This is a genomic window from Alphaproteobacteria bacterium (assembly GCA_030739735.1).
Lineage (GTDB): Bacteria > Pseudomonadota > Alphaproteobacteria > UBA7887 > UBA7887 > UBA7887.
Genome location: JASLYQ010000016.1, coordinates 33,154 through 52,786 on the forward strand (window position 1 = coordinate 33,154; position 19,633 = coordinate 52,786).

The 19,633-nt window shown below is 62.0% G+C and carries 19 protein-coding genes and 1 pseudogene; 4 read left to right on the forward strand and 16 right to left on the reverse strand.

Translation table 11 applies throughout. From position 1 onward, the window contains the following. The first annotated feature begins 6 nt into the window (after nucleotides 1–6). Both moeB and QF629_09075 read left to right on the forward strand, forming a co-directional pair. A complete protein-coding gene (gene moeB / locus QF629_09070; protein ID MDP6013680.1) occupies nucleotides 7–804 on the forward strand; it encodes a molybdopterin-synthase adenylyltransferase MoeB in 798 nt (265 codons plus the stop codon). Further along, on the forward strand, nucleotides 791–1,213 hold the full coding sequence (locus QF629_09075; protein ID MDP6013681.1) for a DsrE/DsrF/DrsH-like family protein: 423 nt from the start codon (nucleotides 791–793) through the stop codon (nucleotides 1,211–1,213). Before moeB ends, QF629_09075 begins: the two co-directional genes overlap by 14 nt. 98 nt (nucleotides 1,214–1,311) lie before the next feature. On the opposite strand, the gene QF629_09080 is transcribed toward QF629_09075, so the two are convergent. Both QF629_09080 and QF629_09085 read right to left on the reverse strand, forming a co-directional pair. Then, a complete protein-coding gene (locus QF629_09080) occupies nucleotides 1,312–2,208 on the reverse strand; it encodes a DUF2059 domain-containing protein (GenBank protein ID MDP6013682.1) in 897 nt (298 codons plus the stop codon). 3 nt (nucleotides 2,209–2,211) lie between these two features. Further along, nucleotides 2,212–3,201, reverse strand: a complete 990-nt coding sequence (locus tag QF629_09085; GenBank protein MDP6013683.1) for a D-glycerate dehydrogenase — start codon at nucleotides 3,199–3,201, stop codon at nucleotides 2,212–2,214. 72 nt (nucleotides 3,202–3,273) lie between these two features. Here QF629_09085 and QF629_09090 point away from each other — a divergent pair, with 72 nt between their 5' ends. After that, on the forward strand, nucleotides 3,274–3,741 hold the full coding sequence (locus tag QF629_09090) for an SH3 domain-containing protein (protein MDP6013684.1): 468 nt from the start codon (nucleotides 3,274–3,276) through the stop codon (nucleotides 3,739–3,741). 622 nt (nucleotides 3,742–4,363) lie between these two features. Here the strand turns inward: QF629_09090 and QF629_09095 are convergent. The 5 genes and pseudogenes from QF629_09095 to QF629_09115 all read right to left on the reverse strand — a co-directional run bounded on the left by QF629_09095 (nucleotide 4,364) and on the right by QF629_09115 (nucleotide 8,743). Beyond that, nucleotides 4,364–4,947 (reverse strand): annotated as a pseudogene (locus tag QF629_09095) (DUF3501 family protein). A gap of 2 nt (nucleotides 4,948–4,949) precedes the next feature. Continuing rightward, the gene (locus tag QF629_09100) at nucleotides 4,950–6,287 is read right to left on the reverse strand and encodes a heterodisulfide reductase-related iron-sulfur binding cluster (protein ID MDP6013685.1); all 1,338 of its coding nucleotides are present in this window, start codon (nucleotides 6,285–6,287) and stop codon (nucleotides 4,950–4,952) included. Nucleotides 6,288–6,310: 23 nt separating this feature from the next. Further along, the gene (locus tag QF629_09105) at nucleotides 6,311–6,727 is read right to left on the reverse strand and encodes a rubrerythrin family protein (GenBank protein ID MDP6013686.1); all 417 of its coding nucleotides are present in this window, start codon (nucleotides 6,725–6,727) and stop codon (nucleotides 6,311–6,313) included. A 106-nt stretch (nucleotides 6,728–6,833) separates the two neighbouring features. Beyond that, nucleotides 6,834–7,271, reverse strand: a complete 438-nt coding sequence (locus QF629_09110; protein MDP6013687.1) for a Fur family transcriptional regulator — start codon at nucleotides 7,269–7,271, stop codon at nucleotides 6,834–6,836. A gap of 74 nt (nucleotides 7,272–7,345) precedes the next feature. Then, nucleotides 7,346–8,743, reverse strand: coding sequence for a nitronate monooxygenase (locus QF629_09115; GenBank protein MDP6013688.1), 1,398 nt, complete (start codon nucleotides 8,741–8,743; stop codon nucleotides 7,346–7,348). 158 nt (nucleotides 8,744–8,901) lie between these two features. Between QF629_09115 and QF629_09120 the strand changes: the two genes are divergently transcribed. Further along, nucleotides 8,902–9,603 carry a CerR family C-terminal domain-containing protein gene (locus tag QF629_09120; GenBank protein ID MDP6013689.1) on the forward strand — a complete coding sequence of 234 codons (702 nt, stop codon included), beginning with the start codon at nucleotides 8,902–8,904 and terminating at the stop codon, nucleotides 9,601–9,603. A 13-nt stretch (nucleotides 9,604–9,616) separates the two neighbouring features. Here the strand turns inward: QF629_09120 and pnp are convergent, their stop codons facing one another. The 9 genes from pnp to trmB all read right to left on the reverse strand — a co-directional run bounded on the left by pnp (nucleotide 9,617) and on the right by trmB (nucleotide 19,608). Further along, nucleotides 9,617–11,728 (reverse strand): polyribonucleotide nucleotidyltransferase, encoded by a 2,112-nt coding sequence (pnp, locus tag QF629_09125; GenBank protein MDP6013690.1) that lies wholly within the window; start codon nucleotides 11,726–11,728, stop codon nucleotides 9,617–9,619. Nucleotides 11,729–11,838: 110 nt separating this feature from the next. Beyond that, the gene (gene rpsO, locus QF629_09130; protein ID MDP6013691.1) at nucleotides 11,839–12,108 is read right to left on the reverse strand and encodes a 30S ribosomal protein S15; all 270 of its coding nucleotides are present in this window, start codon (nucleotides 12,106–12,108) and stop codon (nucleotides 11,839–11,841) included. Between the two features lie 50 nt (nucleotides 12,109–12,158). Continuing rightward, entirely contained in the window at nucleotides 12,159–13,118 is a 960-nt protein-coding gene (gene truB / locus QF629_09135) for a tRNA pseudouridine(55) synthase TruB (protein ID MDP6013692.1), read from the reverse strand. Next, nucleotides 13,102–13,491 carry a 30S ribosome-binding factor RbfA gene (rbfA, locus tag QF629_09140; GenBank protein ID MDP6013693.1) on the reverse strand — a complete coding sequence of 130 codons (390 nt, stop codon included), beginning with the start codon at nucleotides 13,489–13,491 and terminating at the stop codon, nucleotides 13,102–13,104. Before rbfA ends, truB begins: the two co-directional genes overlap by 17 nt. Nucleotides 13,492–13,504: 13 nt before the next feature. Continuing rightward, entirely contained in the window at nucleotides 13,505–16,063 is a 2,559-nt protein-coding gene (gene infB, locus QF629_09145) for a translation initiation factor IF-2 (protein ID MDP6013694.1), read from the reverse strand. Nucleotides 16,064–16,082: 19 nt separating this feature from the next. Continuing rightward, the gene (locus tag QF629_09150) at nucleotides 16,083–16,706 is read right to left on the reverse strand and encodes an RNA-binding protein (GenBank protein ID MDP6013695.1); all 624 of its coding nucleotides are present in this window, start codon (nucleotides 16,704–16,706) and stop codon (nucleotides 16,083–16,085) included. 19 nt (nucleotides 16,707–16,725) lie between these two features. After that, entirely contained in the window at nucleotides 16,726–18,300 is a 1,575-nt protein-coding gene (gene nusA, locus QF629_09155; protein ID MDP6013696.1) for a transcription termination factor NusA, read from the reverse strand. A gap of 6 nt (nucleotides 18,301–18,306) precedes the next feature. Continuing rightward, nucleotides 18,307–18,816: a ribosome maturation factor RimP gene (gene rimP, locus QF629_09160; protein MDP6013697.1), complete on the reverse strand. Its 510-nt coding sequence runs from the start codon at nucleotides 18,814–18,816 to the stop codon at nucleotides 18,307–18,309. A gap of 111 nt (nucleotides 18,817–18,927) precedes the next feature. Further along, nucleotides 18,928–19,608, reverse strand: a complete 681-nt coding sequence (gene trmB, locus QF629_09165) for a tRNA (guanosine(46)-N7)-methyltransferase TrmB (protein MDP6013698.1) — start codon at nucleotides 19,606–19,608, stop codon at nucleotides 18,928–18,930. Between the last annotated feature and the right edge of the window lie 25 nt (nucleotides 19,609–19,633).

Here is a 19,633-nt window from a genome sequence, read left to right on the forward strand (position 1 = left end):
GACGGCATGGAGTTCAGTGACGAGCAGATTGAGCGCTACGCGCGACACATCACCCTGCCCGAGGTCGGCGGCACCGGGCAGGCGAAGTTGCTCGACTCGCGCGTACTGGTGATCGGCGCCGGAGGTCTTGGCTCGCCGCTGATCCTCTATTTGGCGGCAGCCGGAATCGGCACCATCGGCGTGGTCGATGACGACGTGGTCGCGCTCTCCAACCTGCAACGCCAGGTGCTGCACGACAGCGAACGGGTTGGTGTCACAAAGGTCGAGAGCGCGGCAGCAAGCGTCCAGCGCATCAATCCCGAGGTGACGCTGGTGCCGCACAAGACGAGGCTTGTCACCGATAACGCCCTCGATCTATTAGCCGACTATGATGTGGTGGTCGACGGCAGCGACAATTTCCCCACCCGCTTTCTGGTCAATGACGCCGCACGACTCGCCGGCAAGACGCTGGTCTCAGCGGCCATTCTGCGTTTCGAAGGCCAGCTCAGCACTTTCAAGTCCCATCTCGGCGGCGACAATCCCTGCTATCGCTGCATCTTTCCGGCGCCGCCGGCACCGGGGTTGGTGCCAAGCTGTGCCGAGGGCGGCGTACTCGGCGCACTGGCAGGAACGCTCGGTTCTCTGCAGGCGGTGGAGGTCATCAAGGAGCTGCTCGGTATCGGTGATAGCATGTCGGGCAACCTGTTGATCTTCGACGCGCTCAACACCACTTTCCGCAAAGTCAAGGTGCGCCCCGACCCGGCCTGCGCGCTGTGCAGCGCCCAGGCCACCATCCACGACCTCTCCGCCCATGCCGGCAACTGACGAAGGCGCGCACGTGGCCAAGCTTTCACTAATCGTCTTCTCCAGCGACTTCGCTAAAGTGCATTACGCGCTTGCGGCCGCGGCCGCGGCCGCCGCAATCGATATCCATGCTACACTCTTTTTTACCATGGAGGCGAGTCGCGCCTTGACTAAAAACGAGGGTTGGCACGCCCTTACTGGCAGCCCAGCCGATAGCGACACGGCCTTGCAGGCGCGCAATGTCGCAAGCTTCGCAGAGCTGCTCGAATCGTGCCACAAGCTCGGCGTACACTTCCTCGTCTGCAGCATGGGGCTCACCGCCATCGACCTTGCGGAAGAGGCACTGCGCGACGACCTCGACATCAAGATCAGCGGCCTTGTCGGGTTCCTCAAGGACGCCCACGCCGATGGCAGCGTGGTATTCATCTAAAGAATTAAGGCGTGCCTTATTAGGTAACAGTTACGAATTTCATATTCAGCCGTCCCCCAGGGACCGGTAAAAATTAGTATCTGTTGCCTAATAATATTTTACAGACCCTTCTCTGCCACCAGCCGCTCCAGGGTATCAACGGCGGCCTGCATGGTCTGTCCCGACCAGCCGGCGGAAGCGGATATGATCTCGCCGCGGATCTCGGCCTCACTGCGGATCATGGTGCGACCGACGGGGCTCGAGAAGAACGCGATCAGCGCATCGAGCTCAGCTTCAGTGAAGCGGGCATCGTAGATCGGCGCCAGGGTGACGAAAAAGCCCGGCAGGGCATCGTCGATCTGGGCCGCTAGCGCGGCCTCGATCTCGGAGGCATCGTCGGGGCCAACACCAGGTGCGAGCTGACGCAAGCGGTCCTGCAAAGCGAGCAGCATTTTGTTGCGGCCGTTGCGCAGCTCAACGGCAATGCCGCTGAGCGCCATCAGATAGGTGATCTTGCCTTCCTTGCCGAGCTCGGCGACGCTGGCAGCACCGGCGTTGAGCTTACGCGCCTCGATATAGTCGGCGAGGCAGCGGCGCGTCATCTCGAGCCAGAACTCGGTTGTCTGCTCCTGCTTGATCTGGGTGACAGCACGCGGGCAGGCATGCACGCGCCCGGCGTGGTCGGGCAAAGTGTCTGGTGCCGGCACCGCGTCGGGCGACAGCGTGACAGCGAAATTCATATCGACGTGACAGAGCCCTTCCTGCGGTCCCGGCATAGCCAGTCCGTCGAGATCGATGCGCAGGCCCGCATCCTCGGACAGCGCCATGTTTGCCGCAGCCAAGATCTCCGCCACCAGTGCCCGCCATGTCGCGGCATCGGGTCGACAGGTGGAATTCATGGCATCCGGAACCGCTTCCAGTGTCGCGGTCTCGCCCTGCCAAGCGGAAACGGGTTCCTCGGCAAATGCCGGCACCCCCAACAAGATGAGGCCGCCGACAAAGCTTATCAATCTCATGATCTATACCGTCGCCGTCGCCAGCACGCGGTCGGGCGGCGCATGCCCATCGACGAACGTCTTGATGTTCACGATCACCTTCTCGCCGGAATCAGTCCGCCCCTCCAAAGTAGCAGAGCCCATATGGGGCAGCAGCACAACGCTTTCGAGCTCCAAGAGTTTGGGATTTACCGCCGGCTCGTGCTCGAAGACGTCGAGTCCGGCGCCGGCCAACTTGCCCTCACGCAGCATACGGGTCAATGCCGCCTCGTCGATGACCTCGCCCCGTGAGGTGTTGACTATATAGGCGTGCGGCTGCAGCTGGGCGAGGCGGCGCGCCGAGAGTAGGTGATAAGTTGCGGGCGTATGCGGACAGTTAACCGAAATGATATCCATGCGCGCCAGCATCTGATCGAGGCTCTCCCAATAGGTGGCCTCGAGCTCGGCCTCCAGCGTGTCCGGTACCCGGCGGCGGTTGTGGTAGTGGATTGAAAGTCCGAAGCCGCGCGCCCGCCGGGCTACGGCATTACCAATGCGGCCCATGCCAATGATGCCGAGGCGCTTGCCCCAGATGCGCCGCCCCAGCATCGAGGTAGGGCCCCACCCGCCCCATTCGCCGGACCGCATCAGGCGCTCGCCTTCCGCCAGGCGTCGCGGCACCGAGAGGATCAGCGCCATGGTCATATCAGCGGTGTCCTCGGTAAGTACGCCGGGGGTATTGGTGACGGTGATACCGCGGGCATGGGCACTGGCCACGTCGATATGGTCGACACCGGCGCCGAAACTAGCGATTAGCTTCAAGCGCTCGCCGGCCTGAGCAATCATTCCAGCGTCGATACGATCCGTCACGGTGGGCACCAGTACATCGGCCCCGGCCATGGCCACCTGCAACGCATCGCGGTCCATGGGCGTGTCGTCGTCGTTGAGCCTGGTGTCGAACAGCTCCATCATCCGGGTCTCGATGACCTCGGGGAGCTTGCGCGTGACCACGACGAGCGGCTTGTTACGAGGCATTAAGGGCTCCAGCATTCTGGACTGGGCTTGTTTATACCAGGGGGCACGTTTGCGCTATAGTGGCGTCGAATCATGCGCCTACAGCTTGTCCTTTTCGGGCTCTTCCTTGTGTTACCTACCCAGCTAGGAGCGGAGAGCGGGCTACCGCTACCACGCTTCGTCAGTCTTGGCGCCGACGAGGTGAACCTGCGCACTGGTCCTGGCCTGCGCTATCCTGTGGTCTGGGTGTTCGTGCGCAAGGCACTGCCGGTCGAGATCGTTGCCGAGTTCGAGCAATGGCGCCGGGTGCGCGACTTCGAAGGCGCCGAGGGCTGGGTGCACAAGGCCATGCTGTCAGGCAAGCGTACGGTGTTGGTGATCGGCGACAGCCGCACCCTGCGCGCGCGCCCCGACCCCAAGTCGCGGGCGCTGGCCCGCGCCGAGACCCGCGTCCAGGGCGCCCTGCGCGCCTGCCGAGACGACTGGTGCGAGGTGACGCTGCAAAGCATCCGCGGCTGGATGCGCCGCGCGTACCTTTGGGGAATCTATCCTGAGGAATAACCGTATTTAATTGGTGAAAGTTCTCTGTTTCCTGTCGAGAATAAAGAGCTATCACCGAGTAATTATAACCTCAATCCCAGGCCATACTAGCACGTAAGCTGGGCTTGATGAGCTTCTTAACCAGACGCTCGGTGAATGCTGGTCCATGCTCCATCGCGCCAGCGAATCGCGCGTGGTTTTGATCGAGTAGCGAGGATAGAGCACAAGCAACTCGCCGAACAACGCTTGCGCCTCTTTGGCGGACATGCCGAGCTACCCGTAGGGCACCGCCAGCACCACGTGGCTCTATGAAGAGCCCATATTGATACGCAGTTCCGCCTACAAGTATCCGCGGCGGTAGGCGTCGAAGAAATACGGGAAGTAGTATTGCTCTGGTGGTGCGGGTTGAAGCACCACCGCCCCGTCCATCATCGCCACGCCGCAGTGCCAGTCGCCGATAATAAGCGAGGCGGTGGCTGACGCCGGTAAGCGGCAAGGAATTGTCGGGCGCCAAGTCGGGCCGGTGATTGCAGCGACTGAGAAACTTGTTCGCCACCGGTATTACCGTGAAACGCCTCGTGCCCTGGGCCAAGGCCAATGTACAGCACCGTGCGCCACATGCTATCCGGGCGCACGCGCCCGTTCAATCGAAGTCGTCTGACAAGGCTTCGCGCAAGGTGACGGAAAAGACGGCAATATGGCCGTATTCGGGGTGGGATATGGAGAGCCTCACACGGCTTTCGGGATCACGGAAGGCAACAACCTGAGGGTCACTAAAAGGGAAGTGCAGAAAGTGCACCGCAGAGGTCTTGCCGTCGGCGCGTGAGCGCTCGACATCGCCTTCGGGTAGCGCAGCGATAACCTCGCCGTCGATCTCGATGGCAATGCGGTCCTCGATGCCGCCGAGGGTACTCAGAATACGGGCACGGCGCTCGGGCTCGCGGGGATACCGAGCAAGAGAGTAGCCACCAGTTCGCGCCCGTCCGGGATCAGAGGGTTGTAGGCCGCCAGCTCGTCGGCGATCTGCTCTTCGCCTCCTTTCTCGATATAGAGCATCTCGTGGATCTGCATCCACATGGTCTCGTAGCATTCGAAATGAATGCTGGCGAAGGGCCCAACGGCAAGCCGGCGGTGCTCCTTGAGGGCTGAGATCTCGGTACGGCGCTGCTTGCGCTCGGCGCCATAGACTTCCATCCCCAGGATGTCAGCCCGGATAATCTCACGCATGCTCACGACACCAGGCCGTATGCGCGGGCGAACAGCTCGATGGGATGGAGCGTCGGTTGGTCGGCCAAGGACACCTCGCCCAGCGCCTCGATGCCCTGGCGCAAATGCTCGCCGGCCAGCGGGCACTCGGAAACAAGATGCGCCTTTTCGCCCCTGACCGCCTTGCGCGCCGCCGGTTTACCCACCTTCAAGGCGACCTCAAAGAACTCCTTTTTTACGCCCCATGCGCCGCCGTGGCCCGAGCAACGCTCGATGATCTCAAGGTCTGCCTCAGGGATGAGCTTGAGCATCTCCACCGCCTTGGAGCCCATGTTCTGGGCCCGAGCGTGGCAGGCGAGGTGTACAGCGATGCCACCGTCGAGGGGCTCGAGGCCGTCGGCCAGGCCCTCCGTCTTGGCAATGTCGACAACATATTCGGTGATGTCGGTGGCGTGCGCAGCGAGCCGCTTGATCGCCGGATCATCCGGCAAGATCAGAGGCCATTCGAGCTTGAGCATCAGCGCGCAACTCGGCACGGACACAACGATATCGTAGCCCTTGTCGAGCCAGTCACCCAGAGCCGTCGCGGTCTTTTTCGCTTTCCCCGCAACCGAGGCGAAGTCGCCCTGCTCGAGTTGGGGCATGCCGCAGCAGCCAGGATAGGCGACGACGGTTTCGACGCCGTTATAGGCCAGCACGGCACGCGCCGCCTCGCCGATCTCGGGGTTGTTGTAGTTGACGAAGCAGGTAGCAAAGATCGCCACCTTGCGTCCTGCCGCGGGCGCCTCGGCATTCACCGCCGGTACCCGCCTGGCACGCATGGTGAAGGTCTTGCCTTGGTAGCGTGGCAGGGAGGCGTCTCTGTGGATACCGGCAACGGCCTGCATGACGGGTCGAGTCAGGCGGTTGCGGCGGTCGCTAGCCCAGTTGGCGACGAACGCCACGGGACGTACCAGCTTACCGTTACGGTCCGTCTTAGCCAGAGCCTTGTCGGCCCAGCCGAGCCTGCCCGCAGCAAGCTCCGTCGAGCGAGCCCGCAGGATCAGATGGGGAAAGTCGAGGGCAAACTCATGCGGCGGCACATAGGGGCAAGTCGCCACGAAGCACATGTCACACAGGGTACAGGCATCGATGACTGGCTTGAAATCGGCGGAGTCGACGCTGTCCAGTTCGCCCGTATCCGACTCGTCCACAAGGTCGAACAACCTCGGAAAACTGTCGCAGAGATTGAAGCAGCGCCGGCAGCCATGGCAAATATCGAAGACGCGACGCAACTCCACGTCGAGCGCCTCGGCATCGTGGAATGTGGGGTCAGAGTAGTCAATCGGATGGCGCGCGGGCGCCTTCAGGCCGCCCTCCATAGCTGCCGGTGCCGCTTGTCGGCTCAGTCGAGATTGTCGAGCGCTCGCTGGAAACGCCCGGCGTGGGATTTTTCGGCCTTACCCAGCGTCTCGAACCAGTCGGCAATCTCGTCGAAGCCCTCCTCGCGCGCAGTGCTGGCCATACCCGGATACATGTCAGTGTATTCGTGGGTCTCGCCGGTGACCGCCGCCTCAAGGTTGTTGGCGGTACTGCCGATCGGCTTGCCGGTTGCCGGATCACCGGTCTCCGCCAGGAACTCGAGATGGCCAAGCGCATGGCCCGTCTCCCCCTCAGCAGTCGAACGGAACACGGTGGCGACATCGTTGTAACCTTCGACGTCGGCCTTCTGGGCGAAATAAAGATAGCGGCGATTGGCCTGGGATTCGCCGGCAAATGCGGCCTTCAAATTGTCTTCTGTCTTGGTCCCGGCAAGCGACATGGTGTCCTCCTCAACGGATTGGGATATGGGCCAGCGCTACCTACGACGGCCGCGACGGCCGGGTTATGCGCCCCGGTGTCTATCGTGTCAATCAATTAGAATTATTCTAATCTTTGGTAGTTTTGCCGGGCCTGCTACGCGAGCGCACGCGCACCACTACATCGACGCGGCAGATTTCCCGGCCTTCTGGCGCATCGGGGAAGGCGTTAAGCACCATAGCTTCGGCCGGAATATCGCTTAGCGAGCCGGTATCTTCATCGTAGAAGTGATGATGCTCGCTGGTGTTGGTATCGAAGTAGGAGCGCCCCGATTCGATAACCAATTCGCGCAGCAACCCCGCATCGTTAAACTGGTGCAGGGTGTTATAAATGGTCGCGAGAGAGACATCGACCCCAGCGATGCGGGCATCGTCGTGCAGTTGCTCGGCACTGAAATGCCGCGGGCCGCGGGCCAGCATTAGCCGCGCCAAGGCTTGGCGCTGCCGCGTCGGGCGCAACCCGACCGACCGTAAAAGCGTTGCCGCCTGACCCATATCCATCGTCATCGTCACCTGCGCTCATGCATGGAGCCGTTCGCCCTCACAGTAGGGCGCGCGAGAAAAAACTTCAATCACGGCCATCAGTCACCCGATAGAATGCGCTCGATCAGTTGCGCCACCGTGGGCGTGAAACCATTGGAATAGAACGGGTCATCCGCGAAGCGATAGGCGCCATGCCCGGCAAACAACAGGTGGCTATCGACATCGCCGTCATGGGCGATCGCCTGCAAGGTTTTCTGAATGCAGAAGCTGCGCGGATCGGCTTTGCGCCCCGTGGAGTTACGGCCGTTTTGCGACCAGTTGCTGAAATTGCAGCTGCTAAGGCAGCCCATGCAATCAACCTGGTCGGTGCGAATCTCCGTCGCCTTCTCAAGTGAAACATAGATCAGCGTGCTGTCGGGCGTGCGCAGGGCTTCGCTAAAACCCTCATTCACCCAGGCTCTGGTGCAAACGGCGTCGGGTTTGGTCAGGTACACCGCACGCTTGCGCGGTCCGGTGCCGAACTCGACCTTGTGCTCGCCGACCGGCTCCGTGGTGTAGGCAATCTGGCGCTCGGAGCGTTCCGCCAGCTCATCCAGAAAGCTGTTATTGACGGCAGACGACCAGAAGCCGGTGGGGCTGAAACGATTGAGCGTCACCGAGCCCGGCTCAAGGGTGCGCAGGCGCCCCTTCCACTGCTCCGAAATCGGGCTCTCGACAGTCAGCAACGGCCTGGAGCCGTATTGAAAAGCAATCGGGCCGAGCTCCGGATTGTCGATCCAGTCCTCCCAATCGCGCAGGTACCAGACACCGCCGGCCATAAAAATCGGCGTGGTGTCGAGACCGAAGTCCCGCATCGTATCACGCAAGGCGCGCACCCGAGGATAGGGATCCTGGGGCTTGAGCGGATCCTCGCTGTTGGACAGCCCGTTATGGCCGCCGGCAAGCCAGGGGTCCTCGTAGACCATGCCGCCGAGCCCTTCGGCGTATTTGTGGTATGCGCGCTTCCACAACGCTCGGAAAGCCCGTGCCGAGGAGACGATGGGATAGTAGTAGACCCCGTAACGGGTTGCGATCTCGGCAATTCGGTAGGGCATGCCGGCACCACAGGTCACGCCATGGACGAGCCCCTTGGTGCCTTCGAGAATGCCTTCGAGAACGCGCTCAGAGCCCCCCATCTCCCAAAGCACGTTGACATGCAACCGCCCGCTGCCATTGGAGACCTCATGCGCGGCACGCGCCTGCTCAATGCCGCCGCGAATGCCGTTCGCTACCAACTCCTCGTGGCGCGCCTTGCGCGTGCGGCCATGATAGACGACCGGAATGATGTTGCCGTCTTCGTCGGTACTATCCGCATTGACGCCGGAAAAGGTGCCAACACCGCCGGCCGCAGCCCAGGCGCCCGAGCTGGCCCCGTTGGTGACGGCAACGCCTTTGCCGCCCTCGACAAGCGGCAGCACTTCCTTGCCTGAGAGCAGAATGGGGTTGAGCGCTTTCAATGGACACCTTATTGCGGCCCAAAAAGTCGGCGGCGCCAGCGTGGCGCCGTCCCGTCAGGCGGTTATATGGTGCATCAGCGCAAAAAAACCAGCCCCTGGCTCGCGTCAATTTCCTCGCTAGAATGCGCCATCCGCCGGCAGAAGGACATGCGGCAACGATGGTAGAGCTAACACAGAGGCTGATCGAGAGCCTATGCGAGGATCCTTCGAACTCGCGCGAGCGCTTGTTGCACGTGGGTGGCATACTGTTCTCCGACTCCGGACTAGATGCGGTCTCGACGCGCGAGCTAAGCAAGGCGGCGGGCGCCAACCTGTCCGCCATCGGCTATTATTTCGGTGGTAAGGAAGGCCTCTACAGGGCCGCCGTCGAACACACTGTCAGCAGCATCCAAACCCTGTTTAGCAGCGCGGACGCCCGCCTGCAGAACAATCTGGCAAAGGCCAACGACGACCGCACCGCGCTGGCGCAGGCTACCGCGGCCTATGTGCGTGCCTTGCTCGGCGGTCTGTTGGGCCTGGGGCCGCAGAATTGGACGTGGTGCCTGATCATGCGCGAGATCGACCACCCGACCGCCGCCTTCGAGGCCCTATACCAGGGCATCTTCAAGCCACTGAACCAGAGCTTCGGCAGCCTCGTTGTCGCCACCAGCGGCCGTAGCCCCGGCGACGCCGAGACCGTCATTCTGGCCAATGCGCTAATCGGCGAATGCCTGATCTTTCACCGCAACAGACCGGTCATCCTGCGCAATTTTAACTGGGACGAATATACGCCGGAGCGCATCGCCCAGATCGCCGATGTGGTGGTCGACGGCATCCTAGACGCCCTCGACCTGCCACACGTTGTCACTACGGCCGGCTAGACCTTAACCTAACTTAGCTCGCTGCCTCGCTCTCCTCACCGGCGTCTTCGGCCACAGCCTTGATGCTGAGGCGTACCTTGCCACGGTCGTCGACTGCCAGCACCTTGACCTTCACCTTGTCGCCCTCTTTGACCACGTCAGTCACCGACTTGACCCGGTGCGGCGCCAGCTCACTGATATGCACCAACCCGTCGCGGGTTCCGATGAAGTTTACAAAGGCGCCGAAGTCGACAACTTTAACCACCGTGCCGTCGTAAATCTCACCAATCTCCGGTTCGGCGACGATGTCGCGGATCCACTTGAGCGCTTCGTCGCTGGCCTCGGACGAGACGGCGGCAACCTTGATAGTGCCGTCGTCCTCAATATCGATCTTGGTGCCGGTGGTCTCGGTGATCTCGCGGATCACCTTACCGCCGGTGCCGATGACCTCGCGGATCTTGTCCTTAGGGATGTTGATGGTAGTGATGCGGGGTGCGTTGCCGCTAACCTCTTCACGCGAGCTTGCCAGCGCGCGCGTCATCTCTCCCAGAATGTGCAGTCGCCCGTCACGAGCCTGGTTGAGCGCAACCCGCATGATGTCGCCCGTGATGCCCGTAATCTTGATGTCCATCTGCAAGGAGGTGACGCCCTGCTCGGTGCCAGCGACCTTAAAGTCCATATCGCCGAGATGGTCCTCGTCGCCAAGGATGTCCGACAGCACCACGTAGTCCTCACCTTCCTTGATCAGGCCCATGGCGATCCCGGCCGTTGGTCGCCCGAGCGGCACACCCGCATCCATCAGTGACAACGAGGCGCCACAGACCGTCGCCATCGACGATGAGCCGTTGGATTCGGTGATCTCGGAGACCACGCGTACTGTATAGGGAAAATTGTCCTTAGCCGGCATGACGGGCCGGATGGCACGCCAGGCGAGCTTGCCGTGGCCTATTTCGCGTCGCCCGGGTGAACGTAAGAAACTTGCCTCTCCAACAGAATAGGGTGGAAAATTATAGTGTAGCATAAAATGCTCACGATATTCTCCGTCGAGTGCATCGATGATTTGCTCGTCCTGGCCGGTGCCGAGCGTCGTCACCACCAGCGCCTGGGTCTCGCCGCGCGTAAACAACGCCGAACCATGAGCCAGCGGCAGCACGCCGACCTCAGCCTTGATCGGGCGCACCGTCTCCGTGTCACGGCCATCGATGCGGATACCAGTCTTGAGCACTGCGCTCCGCACGATGTCCTTCTCAAGCGACTTCAGGAGACCGCCAACGGCACTCGCATCAACGCTGTCATCGTCGGCGAACACGGAGTGGGTAGTCTGGCGGACGGTATCGACCGCCTCCACCCGCTTCTGCTTCTGGACCTCGGCATAGGCCGCTTCGAAACCAGACCGCGCCAGTTCATCAACGCGCGACGGCAGTTCACCGAAATCTGGCTCCACGGGGACATCCCAGGGCTCCTTGGAGCAAGCCTCGGCAAGCTCAATGATGGCGTTAATGACAGGCTGAATTTGCTCATGGCCGAAATTAACGGCGCCGAGCATGATCTCCTCCGACAGCTCCTTGGCTTCAGATTCGACCATCAATACGCCGGAGGCCGTGCCAGCAACCACCAGATCGAGGCTACTGTTCTCCAGCGCATCCGTGCCCGGATTAAGCACGTGCTTGCCATCGATATAGCCAACCCGGGCACCGCCGATAGGGCCGAGGAAGGGTATGCCGGAAATTGTTAGCGCCGCAGAGGCGCCAACCATGGAGACAATATCAGGGTCGCTTTCGAGATCGTGAGAGAGCACGGTACAAATGACCTGTGTCTCATTGCGGAAGCCGCTGGCAAAAAGCGGTCTGATCGGCCTGTCGATGAGACGCGAAGTGAGGGTCTCCTTCTCGTTCGGGCGCCCTTCACGCTTGAAAAAACCGCCGGGAATCTTGCCCGCCGCAAATGTCTTTTCTTGATAGTTGACGGTCAAGGGAAAGAAATCGATGCCGACACGCGGCACCTTCTGGGCAACGGCGGTGCAGAGCACCGTGGTCTCACCATAGGTGACGAGCACCGCGCCGTCGGCCTGCCGAGCGATGCGCCCGGTCTCCAAAATCAGGGGACGTCCGCCCCAGGTGAGTTCCTTGCGATGGATATCGAACATCTAACCTCTTCCTAACCTACGTTCCGGCGGCGCCTTTCGGCCGCCGACAAACAAAAAGCCCGGCCGGGAGGGCCGGGCGGCTGGCGATCACGCGTTGCGCTTGCTGCAACTCAACGGCGCAGCCCCAAGCGCTCGATCAACGCCTTATAGCGACCGGCATCCCTGTCCTTGAGATAGTCGAGCAGCCGGCGGCGCTTGCTCACCATCTTGAGCAGACCCCGCCTGGAATGCCTGTCCTTAGCATGGGCCTTGAAGTGCTCTGTTAAGTTGGTAATGCGTTCGGTCAGAAGTGCCACCTGCACTTCGGGCGAGCCCGTGTCATCCGCCTTGGTGGCGAACTCACCGACCAGTTCCTGCTTACGCACAACTGTTATCGACATGATTTCGAAACTCTCCCGTCCACAGTGCAGGCGTCAAACAAGCAGAAACCTCAAAAATTGAAGACACGCAGCGGCTTCAAAACGCCAGCGCCCAACTCAACCAAGGCCACGGGTCTGTCCATCAGACACGTCCAAAGCGTACCCTCGGCCAGATCCGAGCCGTCCAGGCCAATCGCCGGCCGTACCAGCGGCACCGCCTGCCCCACCTTGAGGCGCAGCGCTTGATCCGCATTGACCGGCATACCCGGAATTCCGACAAGCCCACGCGCCACCGGCAACAGAGACTGTTGGGCGGCGCCACTATCGTCGAGCGCCTCCAATTCGGCAAGCGAAATCGCGTCGTTTAAGGTGAATGAGCCGACTCGCGTGCGGCAAAGCGCCGTCACATGGCCGCATATGCCGAGCGCATGGGCCAGATCACGCACCAAAGCGCGCACATAGGTACCTTTGCCGCAATCCATTTCGAAGGTCGCGTGGTCTTCGTCTTCAATCGACAACAGGGCCAGCCGCTCGATTCGCACGGTGCGCGGCGCCAGCTTGACGGCGCGGCCGCCCCGGGCCAGGTCGTACGCGCGTTTCCCGTCAACCTTAACGGCACTGAATTTTGGCGGCACCTGGGCGATATCACCGAGGAAGTCGTCGAGTGCTGCTTCAATCTCGCCCTTAGTGGGCCGCACGTCGCTGGTTTCGGTGACCTCCCCCTCAACATCGTCCGTGGCGCGGCTAACACCCCAGCGCACGCGGAAGCGATAGCTCTTGCGACTGTCCATGAGATAGCGGGTGGTCTTGGTCGCCTCGCCGAAAGCGAGCGGCAGAACGCCCGTAGCAAGCGGGTCCAGGGTGCCACCATGGCCAGCCTTGGCCGCATCCAACAGCCTGCGGGCGCGACCGACCGCTGCGGTCGAGGTCACCCCCGACGGTTTGTCGAGAATCAGCCAACCGTGTACCGCATGGCCCTTACGGCGACGGCCGCCTTTGCCTCTCCCCCCCGGTTCAGCGTTTATCGTCATCCGCCAGCGAGCCGTCGATTACCGCGTCGATACGCGCTGCACGGTCAAAACTGGTTTCCGCGATAAAGCTCAGCCGCGGCGAATATTTGAGCTTCATCAGGCGCGCCACCTGGGAGCCGAGATAGGGCGCGGCGCGGCCGAGCCCTTCAAGCACTGTCTCCACATCCTCGGCACCCAACGGCAGCACGTAGACCGTGGCTTTGCGCATGTCGAGACTGACCTGGACCTCGGTGACCGTTATTGACACGTCTACCAGGGCCGGGTCGCGCAGCTCGCGCCGGCCCAGCAACTCGGCCAGGGCGTGGCGCAGGGATTCCCCAACCCGAAGCTGACGTTGGCTGGGCCCGCGTCCTTTTCCACGCTTGCGCGCCATCGCCGCCTGGGCCTCACGCCTGCAACTCGCGCGCGACCCGCTGGATATCGAAAACCTCTATGACGTCGTCTTGCTTGATGTCCTGATAATTCTCGAAACCCAGGCCGCACTCGAGGCCTTCTTTGACTTCTCTCACCTCGTCCTTGTGGCGCTTTAGACTCGACAGGGCGCCGGTATGAATGACGACATTGTCGCGCAGGATACGCACGTGAGCGCCGCGCCGCACGGTCCCTTCAGTCACCTCACAACCCGCCACCTTGCCGACCTTGGTGATGCTGAAAACCTCCTTGATGCGGGCATAGCCCAGCAATTCCTCGCGCTCGACAGGCGCCAGCATGCCTGACAGCATGCCGCGCACATCGTCCAGCAACTCATAGATCACCGAGTAGTAGCGGATATCGACGCCATCGCGCTTGGCCATAGCGCGTGCTGACGGATCGGCGCGCACGTTGAAGCCGAATATCACTGCATTCGACGCCGCCGCCAAGGTGACGTCGGAGCGGTTGATGCCACCGACGCCCGAGAGCAGGGTGCGGGAGGAGACCTCTTCCTCATTCTTGGTTAGGTTGGCAAGACTGGCTAGAATAGCCTCCATCGAGCCATGCACGTCAGCCTTGATGACTAGCGGCAGCTCCTTGACCTCGCCTTGGGCGATTTGCGACAGCATCTGCTCCACCGAGCCGCGCGCACCGGCCATCGCAGTTTGCTCGCGCCGTTGGCCCTGGCGATATTCGGTCACCTCGCGAGCGCGCGCCTCGTCCGGCACCACCACCATCTCGTCGCCAGCCTGCGGCGTGTCGCTAAGACCGAGCACCTCAACCGGCTCCGAGGGGCCGGCCGCCTCAGTATTTTTGCCGCGGTCGTCGATCAAAGCCCGCACCCGGCCCCATTCGCTCCCCGCCACGACGATGTCGCCGATGCGCAAGGTGCCGCGCTGAACGAGCAGCGTCGCAACGACGCCACGGCCACTCTCGCGCCGCGCCTCGATAACCACACCTTCAGCCGGCCGATCGGGATTAGCCGCCAGTTCGAGAATTTCCGCCTGCAGCAGAATGGCTTCCTCCAGCTTGTCTAGGTTATCGCGCTTGAGCGCCGAGACCGGCACGGTCTGCACGTCGCCGCCGACCTCCTCGACGACGACATTGTGGTGCAACAACTCGTTGCGCACCTTGTCCGGATCGGCATCGGGGAGGTCCATCTTGTTGATGGCGACGATCATCGGCACCTCGGCCGCCTGGGTATGCTGGATAGCCTCGGCCGTCTGCGGCATGACGCCATCGTCGGCTGCCACCACTAAAACCACGATGTCGGTACTGCTGGCACCGCGCTGGCGCATCTGCGTGAAGGCCGCATGGCCCGGGGTATCGAGGAAAGTGATATTGGCTCCGGACGCCATATCAACCTGGTAGGCAGCAATATGCTGGGTGATGCCGCCGGCCTCGCCACCCGCCACATCGGTAGCACGCAAAGCATCCAGGAGCGACGTCTTGCCATGATCGACATGGCCCATGACTGTCACCACGGGCGCACGCGGCTGCATCTGCTCGGCAATATCCTCCGGCCCGGTCAGACCGACCTCGACATCAGCCTCGCTGACGCGCTTGATACGATGGCCGAACTCGGCGACTACAAGCTCCGCCGTATCGGCATCGATAACCTGATTGACGGTCGCCATCACGTCCATCTTCATGAGGGTCTTGACTACTTCGCCCCCACGCACGGCCATACGATTGCCGAGCTCCTGGACGGTAATCGCTTCGGGAACAACAACTTCGCGCACGACTTTTCTTACCTCACCTGTCTGCCTACCTGCGACCGCACGCTTCTCGCGCTCACGTGCCCGACGCACCGAGGCCAGGCTGCGTTGGCGTTCCTCGTCGCTGAGTGCCTGCACCACAGTGAGCTTGCCGGTGCGCCGGCGCTGATCGCGGCGCTCTATTGATAGACGATGACCGTGGCCTTTGCGGCGGCGCTGCTGCGCCGCGGTATTCTCCTCTGCCTCGGCTTCCTTACGCCGCACGGGCACCTTAGTCTTGGGTGAGGGCTTTTCAGCCTTCGGCGATGCGGCGTTCTTGGCTGCGGCACCCCGTTGCTTTGCAGCGGCCTGGCGAGCCGCCTCGGTCGCCTTGCGCTCAGCCTCAGCAGCATGCTCCTCGGCCTCGCGCCGCGCAACCTCTTCCGCCGCGAGCCGTTTACGCTCTTCCTCCTCTGCCTGCCCCTGGCGTAGGCGTGCAGCATCCACCTCGTCTTCTCGAGCCGTTTGGAGCGCACGTGCACGCGCCGCCCGCTCCTCACCGGTGAGGTGGCTCGGTACTACCTCAGACGCTGACACTTCCTTCTGAACGGGCGTCTCAACCTGGGCCTCAGCCGCCAAGGTCACCTCGGACATCTTGCCCGATTCCACGCGTTTGAAGGTGCGCTTCTTCTTAACTTCGACCTGGACGGTCTTGCTCCGACCATGGGAGAAGCTCTGGCGAACCTGACCACCCTCCACGGTCTTGCGCAACTCTAGCTTGCCCGGTCGCGAAAGGCCGAGGGTCTTCTTCTCGCCGCTATCCTTTTTCTCGCTCATCTTCGCCCTTCGGCCTCCTTCAGATATGCTTCGTGGCACCAGCCTCTGCCGCGCCGTCACGAAAACCTGCCAGCCTTCGTATCTCGTCCAGGAACAAATCACTCAGGCGCCCGCGCAGCAAAGCGACATGCACTGCATCCTCACGGCCGAGCGCAGACCCGAGCTCTTCCCGGTCCAATAAGCGCACCAGCATCGGCGCCGGCACAGCCACCATAACGAGGCGCGCGATCTTGGCCGCGCCGTCCTCGGCAGCATCGCGCGCTTCGGCTATCACACGTGCTTCGCGCGCCACAAGACAAGCCCGTACCTTTTGCATGCCGGCCACCGCCAAGCCAGCGCGGCGCGCCAAACCCAGCAGATCGCAGCAACGCCGCGCCAACAAAGCCTCAACGTGATCGCCCACGTCTGTCGCGGCACGCCCGAGGTGCGAGAACTGCCCCTTGGCAACCGCGCGCTCGACCAGCGTCCTCTCGGCTCCTACCCAGACACCACGGCCGGGCAAATTCGCTTTGATATCAGGAACGACAGCACCATCCGGCGCAGCAACGAAACGGATTAACCGCCGTTTATCGAGACTCCGGCCGCTGACCACGCAGCGACGCGCAGCCTCTCTCTCAACGACCGCTGCCAATGCCGTCGCCACCACCGCTCTCCGATCCCGCTCACTCGCCAGACGCCGCGGACGACGCCTCTTCAGCTTGCGCAGTCTCATCCTGGCCAGCAGGCTCATCCGGGAACCAGTGGGCGCGCGCACTCATGATTACCTCACCAGCCACCACTTCATCTATGGCGCCTTCGCCGACAATCTCTCTCAGTTCGTCGCTTGCCAGATCACCCAGGTCATCGAGGGTCTTGATCCCCGCCTCACCAAGCGCCACGAGCATGGCCGGGTTCAGCCCCTCGACGGCCGCCACCCCATCGGCTACTCCGAGTTCCTGACGCTTGTTGCTGAGGTCCGCGTCGCGGCGCTCGAGATAATCGCGGGCCCGCGCACGCAGCTCCTCGATCATATCCTGCTCAAAACCATCGATCTCCGCCAGCTCCTCAATCGGCATGAAGGCTACAGCCTCGGCCGACGAGAAGCCTTCGGTAATCAGTAGGTGGGCAATCACCTCGTCGACGTTCAGGGCTTCCATGAAGAGGGTTGAGGCAGCCCGCATCTCCTCGGTGCGGCGCTCGGATTCTTGTGCCTCTGTCATGATATCGATATCCCAGCCGGTAAGCTGCGAAGCCAACCGCACATTCTGGCCGCGGCGGCCGATGGCGAGGCTAAGCTGATCGTCTGGCACTACGACCTCAATGCGCTGATTGTCCTCGTCGAGGACAACTTTGGTGACCTCGGCTGGCGCCAAGGCGTTGACGATAAACGTGGCCGCATCTGGATTCCACTGGATGATATCGATCTTCTCGCCCTGCAGCTCGTTCACCACGGCCTGCACGCGGCTGCCGCGCATGCCGACGCATGCGCCGATCGGATCGATGCTAGAATCGTTCGAGATGACAGCGATCTTGGCGCGGCTACCGGGATCACGGGCCACGGACTTGATCTCAATGATGCCGTCGTAAATCTCCGGCACCTCTTGGCTGAATAGGCTTGCCATGAACTCAGGCCGTGCCCGCGACACGAAAATCTGCGGGCCGCGCTGCTCCTGGCGCACATCGTAGATGAAGGCGCGCATGCGGTCGCCGTTGCGGAAGTTCTCCCGTGGCAGAGATTCGTCGCGGCGCATGATCGCCTCGGCGCGGCCGAGCTCCGTGACGACGTTGCCATATTCGACGCGCTTGACGACGCCGTTCACGATCTCACCCACGCGATCCTTGTATTCCTCGAACTGGCGCTCACGCTCAGCGTCGCGCACACGCTGCACGATGACCTGCTTGGCCGCCTGAGCCGCGACGCGACCAAGGTCAATCGGCGGCAGGGGCTCGATCAGAAAATCCCCGAGGCCGAGCGCCGGATCGTAAGCCTGGGCGTCGGCCAGCAGCATCTGAGTCACGTCGTCTTCGATCTCCTCGACCACCTCGCGCCGCCGGGCCAAGCGAATCTCACCACTGCGCCGATCGATCTCGGCGGCGATGTCGAGTTCCTGGCCGTACTTACGCCGGGCCGCGGTCTGGATTGCCTGCTCCATCGCTTCGACAACGATCTCGCGATCGATAGTCTTGTCACGTGCAACCGCGTCCGCCACATGCAGTAGCTCGGGTCGGGTCAGGCTTGATATCGCTTCGCTCGCCATAATGTCCTATTCGTCCGTCGTCTCTGCCGCGTTCAGACTTGCTTTCACTAGGTCGTCCGTAAGCATCAGCTTAGCATCGCGTATCGCCGTCAACGGCACGTTTGCCTCGCTGCCGTCACGCAGGGCAATGCGCACCGTATCACCATCGAATCCCCTCAACCGACCCCGGAATCGCCGCCGTCCATCTATCAGCAACGCCGTCTCCAGCTTCGCCTCGAAGCCGTTGAAACGCTCATAGTCATCCGGCCCTACCAGCGGCCTGTCGATCCCCGGCGAGCTGATCTCAAGATCATAGGACCCGCCGATTGGATCCTCGACGTCCAGAACCGCAGACAGGGCCCGGCTCAGTGTCGCGCAGTCATCAACGGTCATCGTGCCGTTGGCTTCGCGCTCGGCCATCACCTGCAGGCGCAACTGGCCACCTTCGAAGAGGCGGACTCGCACCAGACTATACCCCATCGCCGCCACAGTTGGCGCGATTAACTTCTCAAGGGCTTCCCTCGTGGCTCGGGCCAAATCGCAAACCCAGAAACAAAAAAGTGGGCGCCTGGCCCACGGTTTCGAAACAGCCTTTCAGACCCGGCATCTTACTCGTATCGCTCCTATATAACGAAAACGCTCTATGCTTCAAGGTTGCCGCGAACGAAGCCGGCGGCAAAACCGCAAATAAACGCAGCGTGATCCCGTCAAAAGCGCCTTCGCCTCGTAGCGCGTCGGCGGCCAATCGTCAGGCCGGCTACGCCAGCCTACTGCACACCAGGCGAAACCGGGATGCGCCAGAAGGCGGGCCATGATCCACTGGCAGTAGCCGTTGTGATCGGTGGCAACTCGCAGCTCGCCACCATCGGCCATGGCACGCGCCAGATCGTCGAGAAACGCCGCCTGCACGATACGCCGTTTGTGGTGCCGCTGTTTGGGCCAGGGATCGGGAAACAGAAGAAAGACCCGAGTCAATGATTCGGCTGGCAAACGCGTTACAAGATCTGCGGCGTGATCCGTAAAAATACGTATGTTTTTAAGATTTTGTGCCTCTATATTTGCAAGCAAACTGGCTATGCCGTTGCGATAGGGCTCACAGCCGATGATGCCCACATCAGGGCGCGCAGCGGCCTGCGCCGCGAGATGCTCGCCGGCGCCAAACCCAATTTCAAGCCACAAAGCGCCACGCGCGGTCTCCGGGAAGAGGAAAAGCGGCGCGCTCAGCTCGCCCTGGTCGGGCAAGGTGAAGTGGAGGCGTGGCAGAAGCGTCTCAAGAAGTCTGCGGCGCCCAGCGCGCAGCCGCGTACCGCCGCGCCGACCGTGCACGATACGATGGCCGCACTTTGGCCTTTCG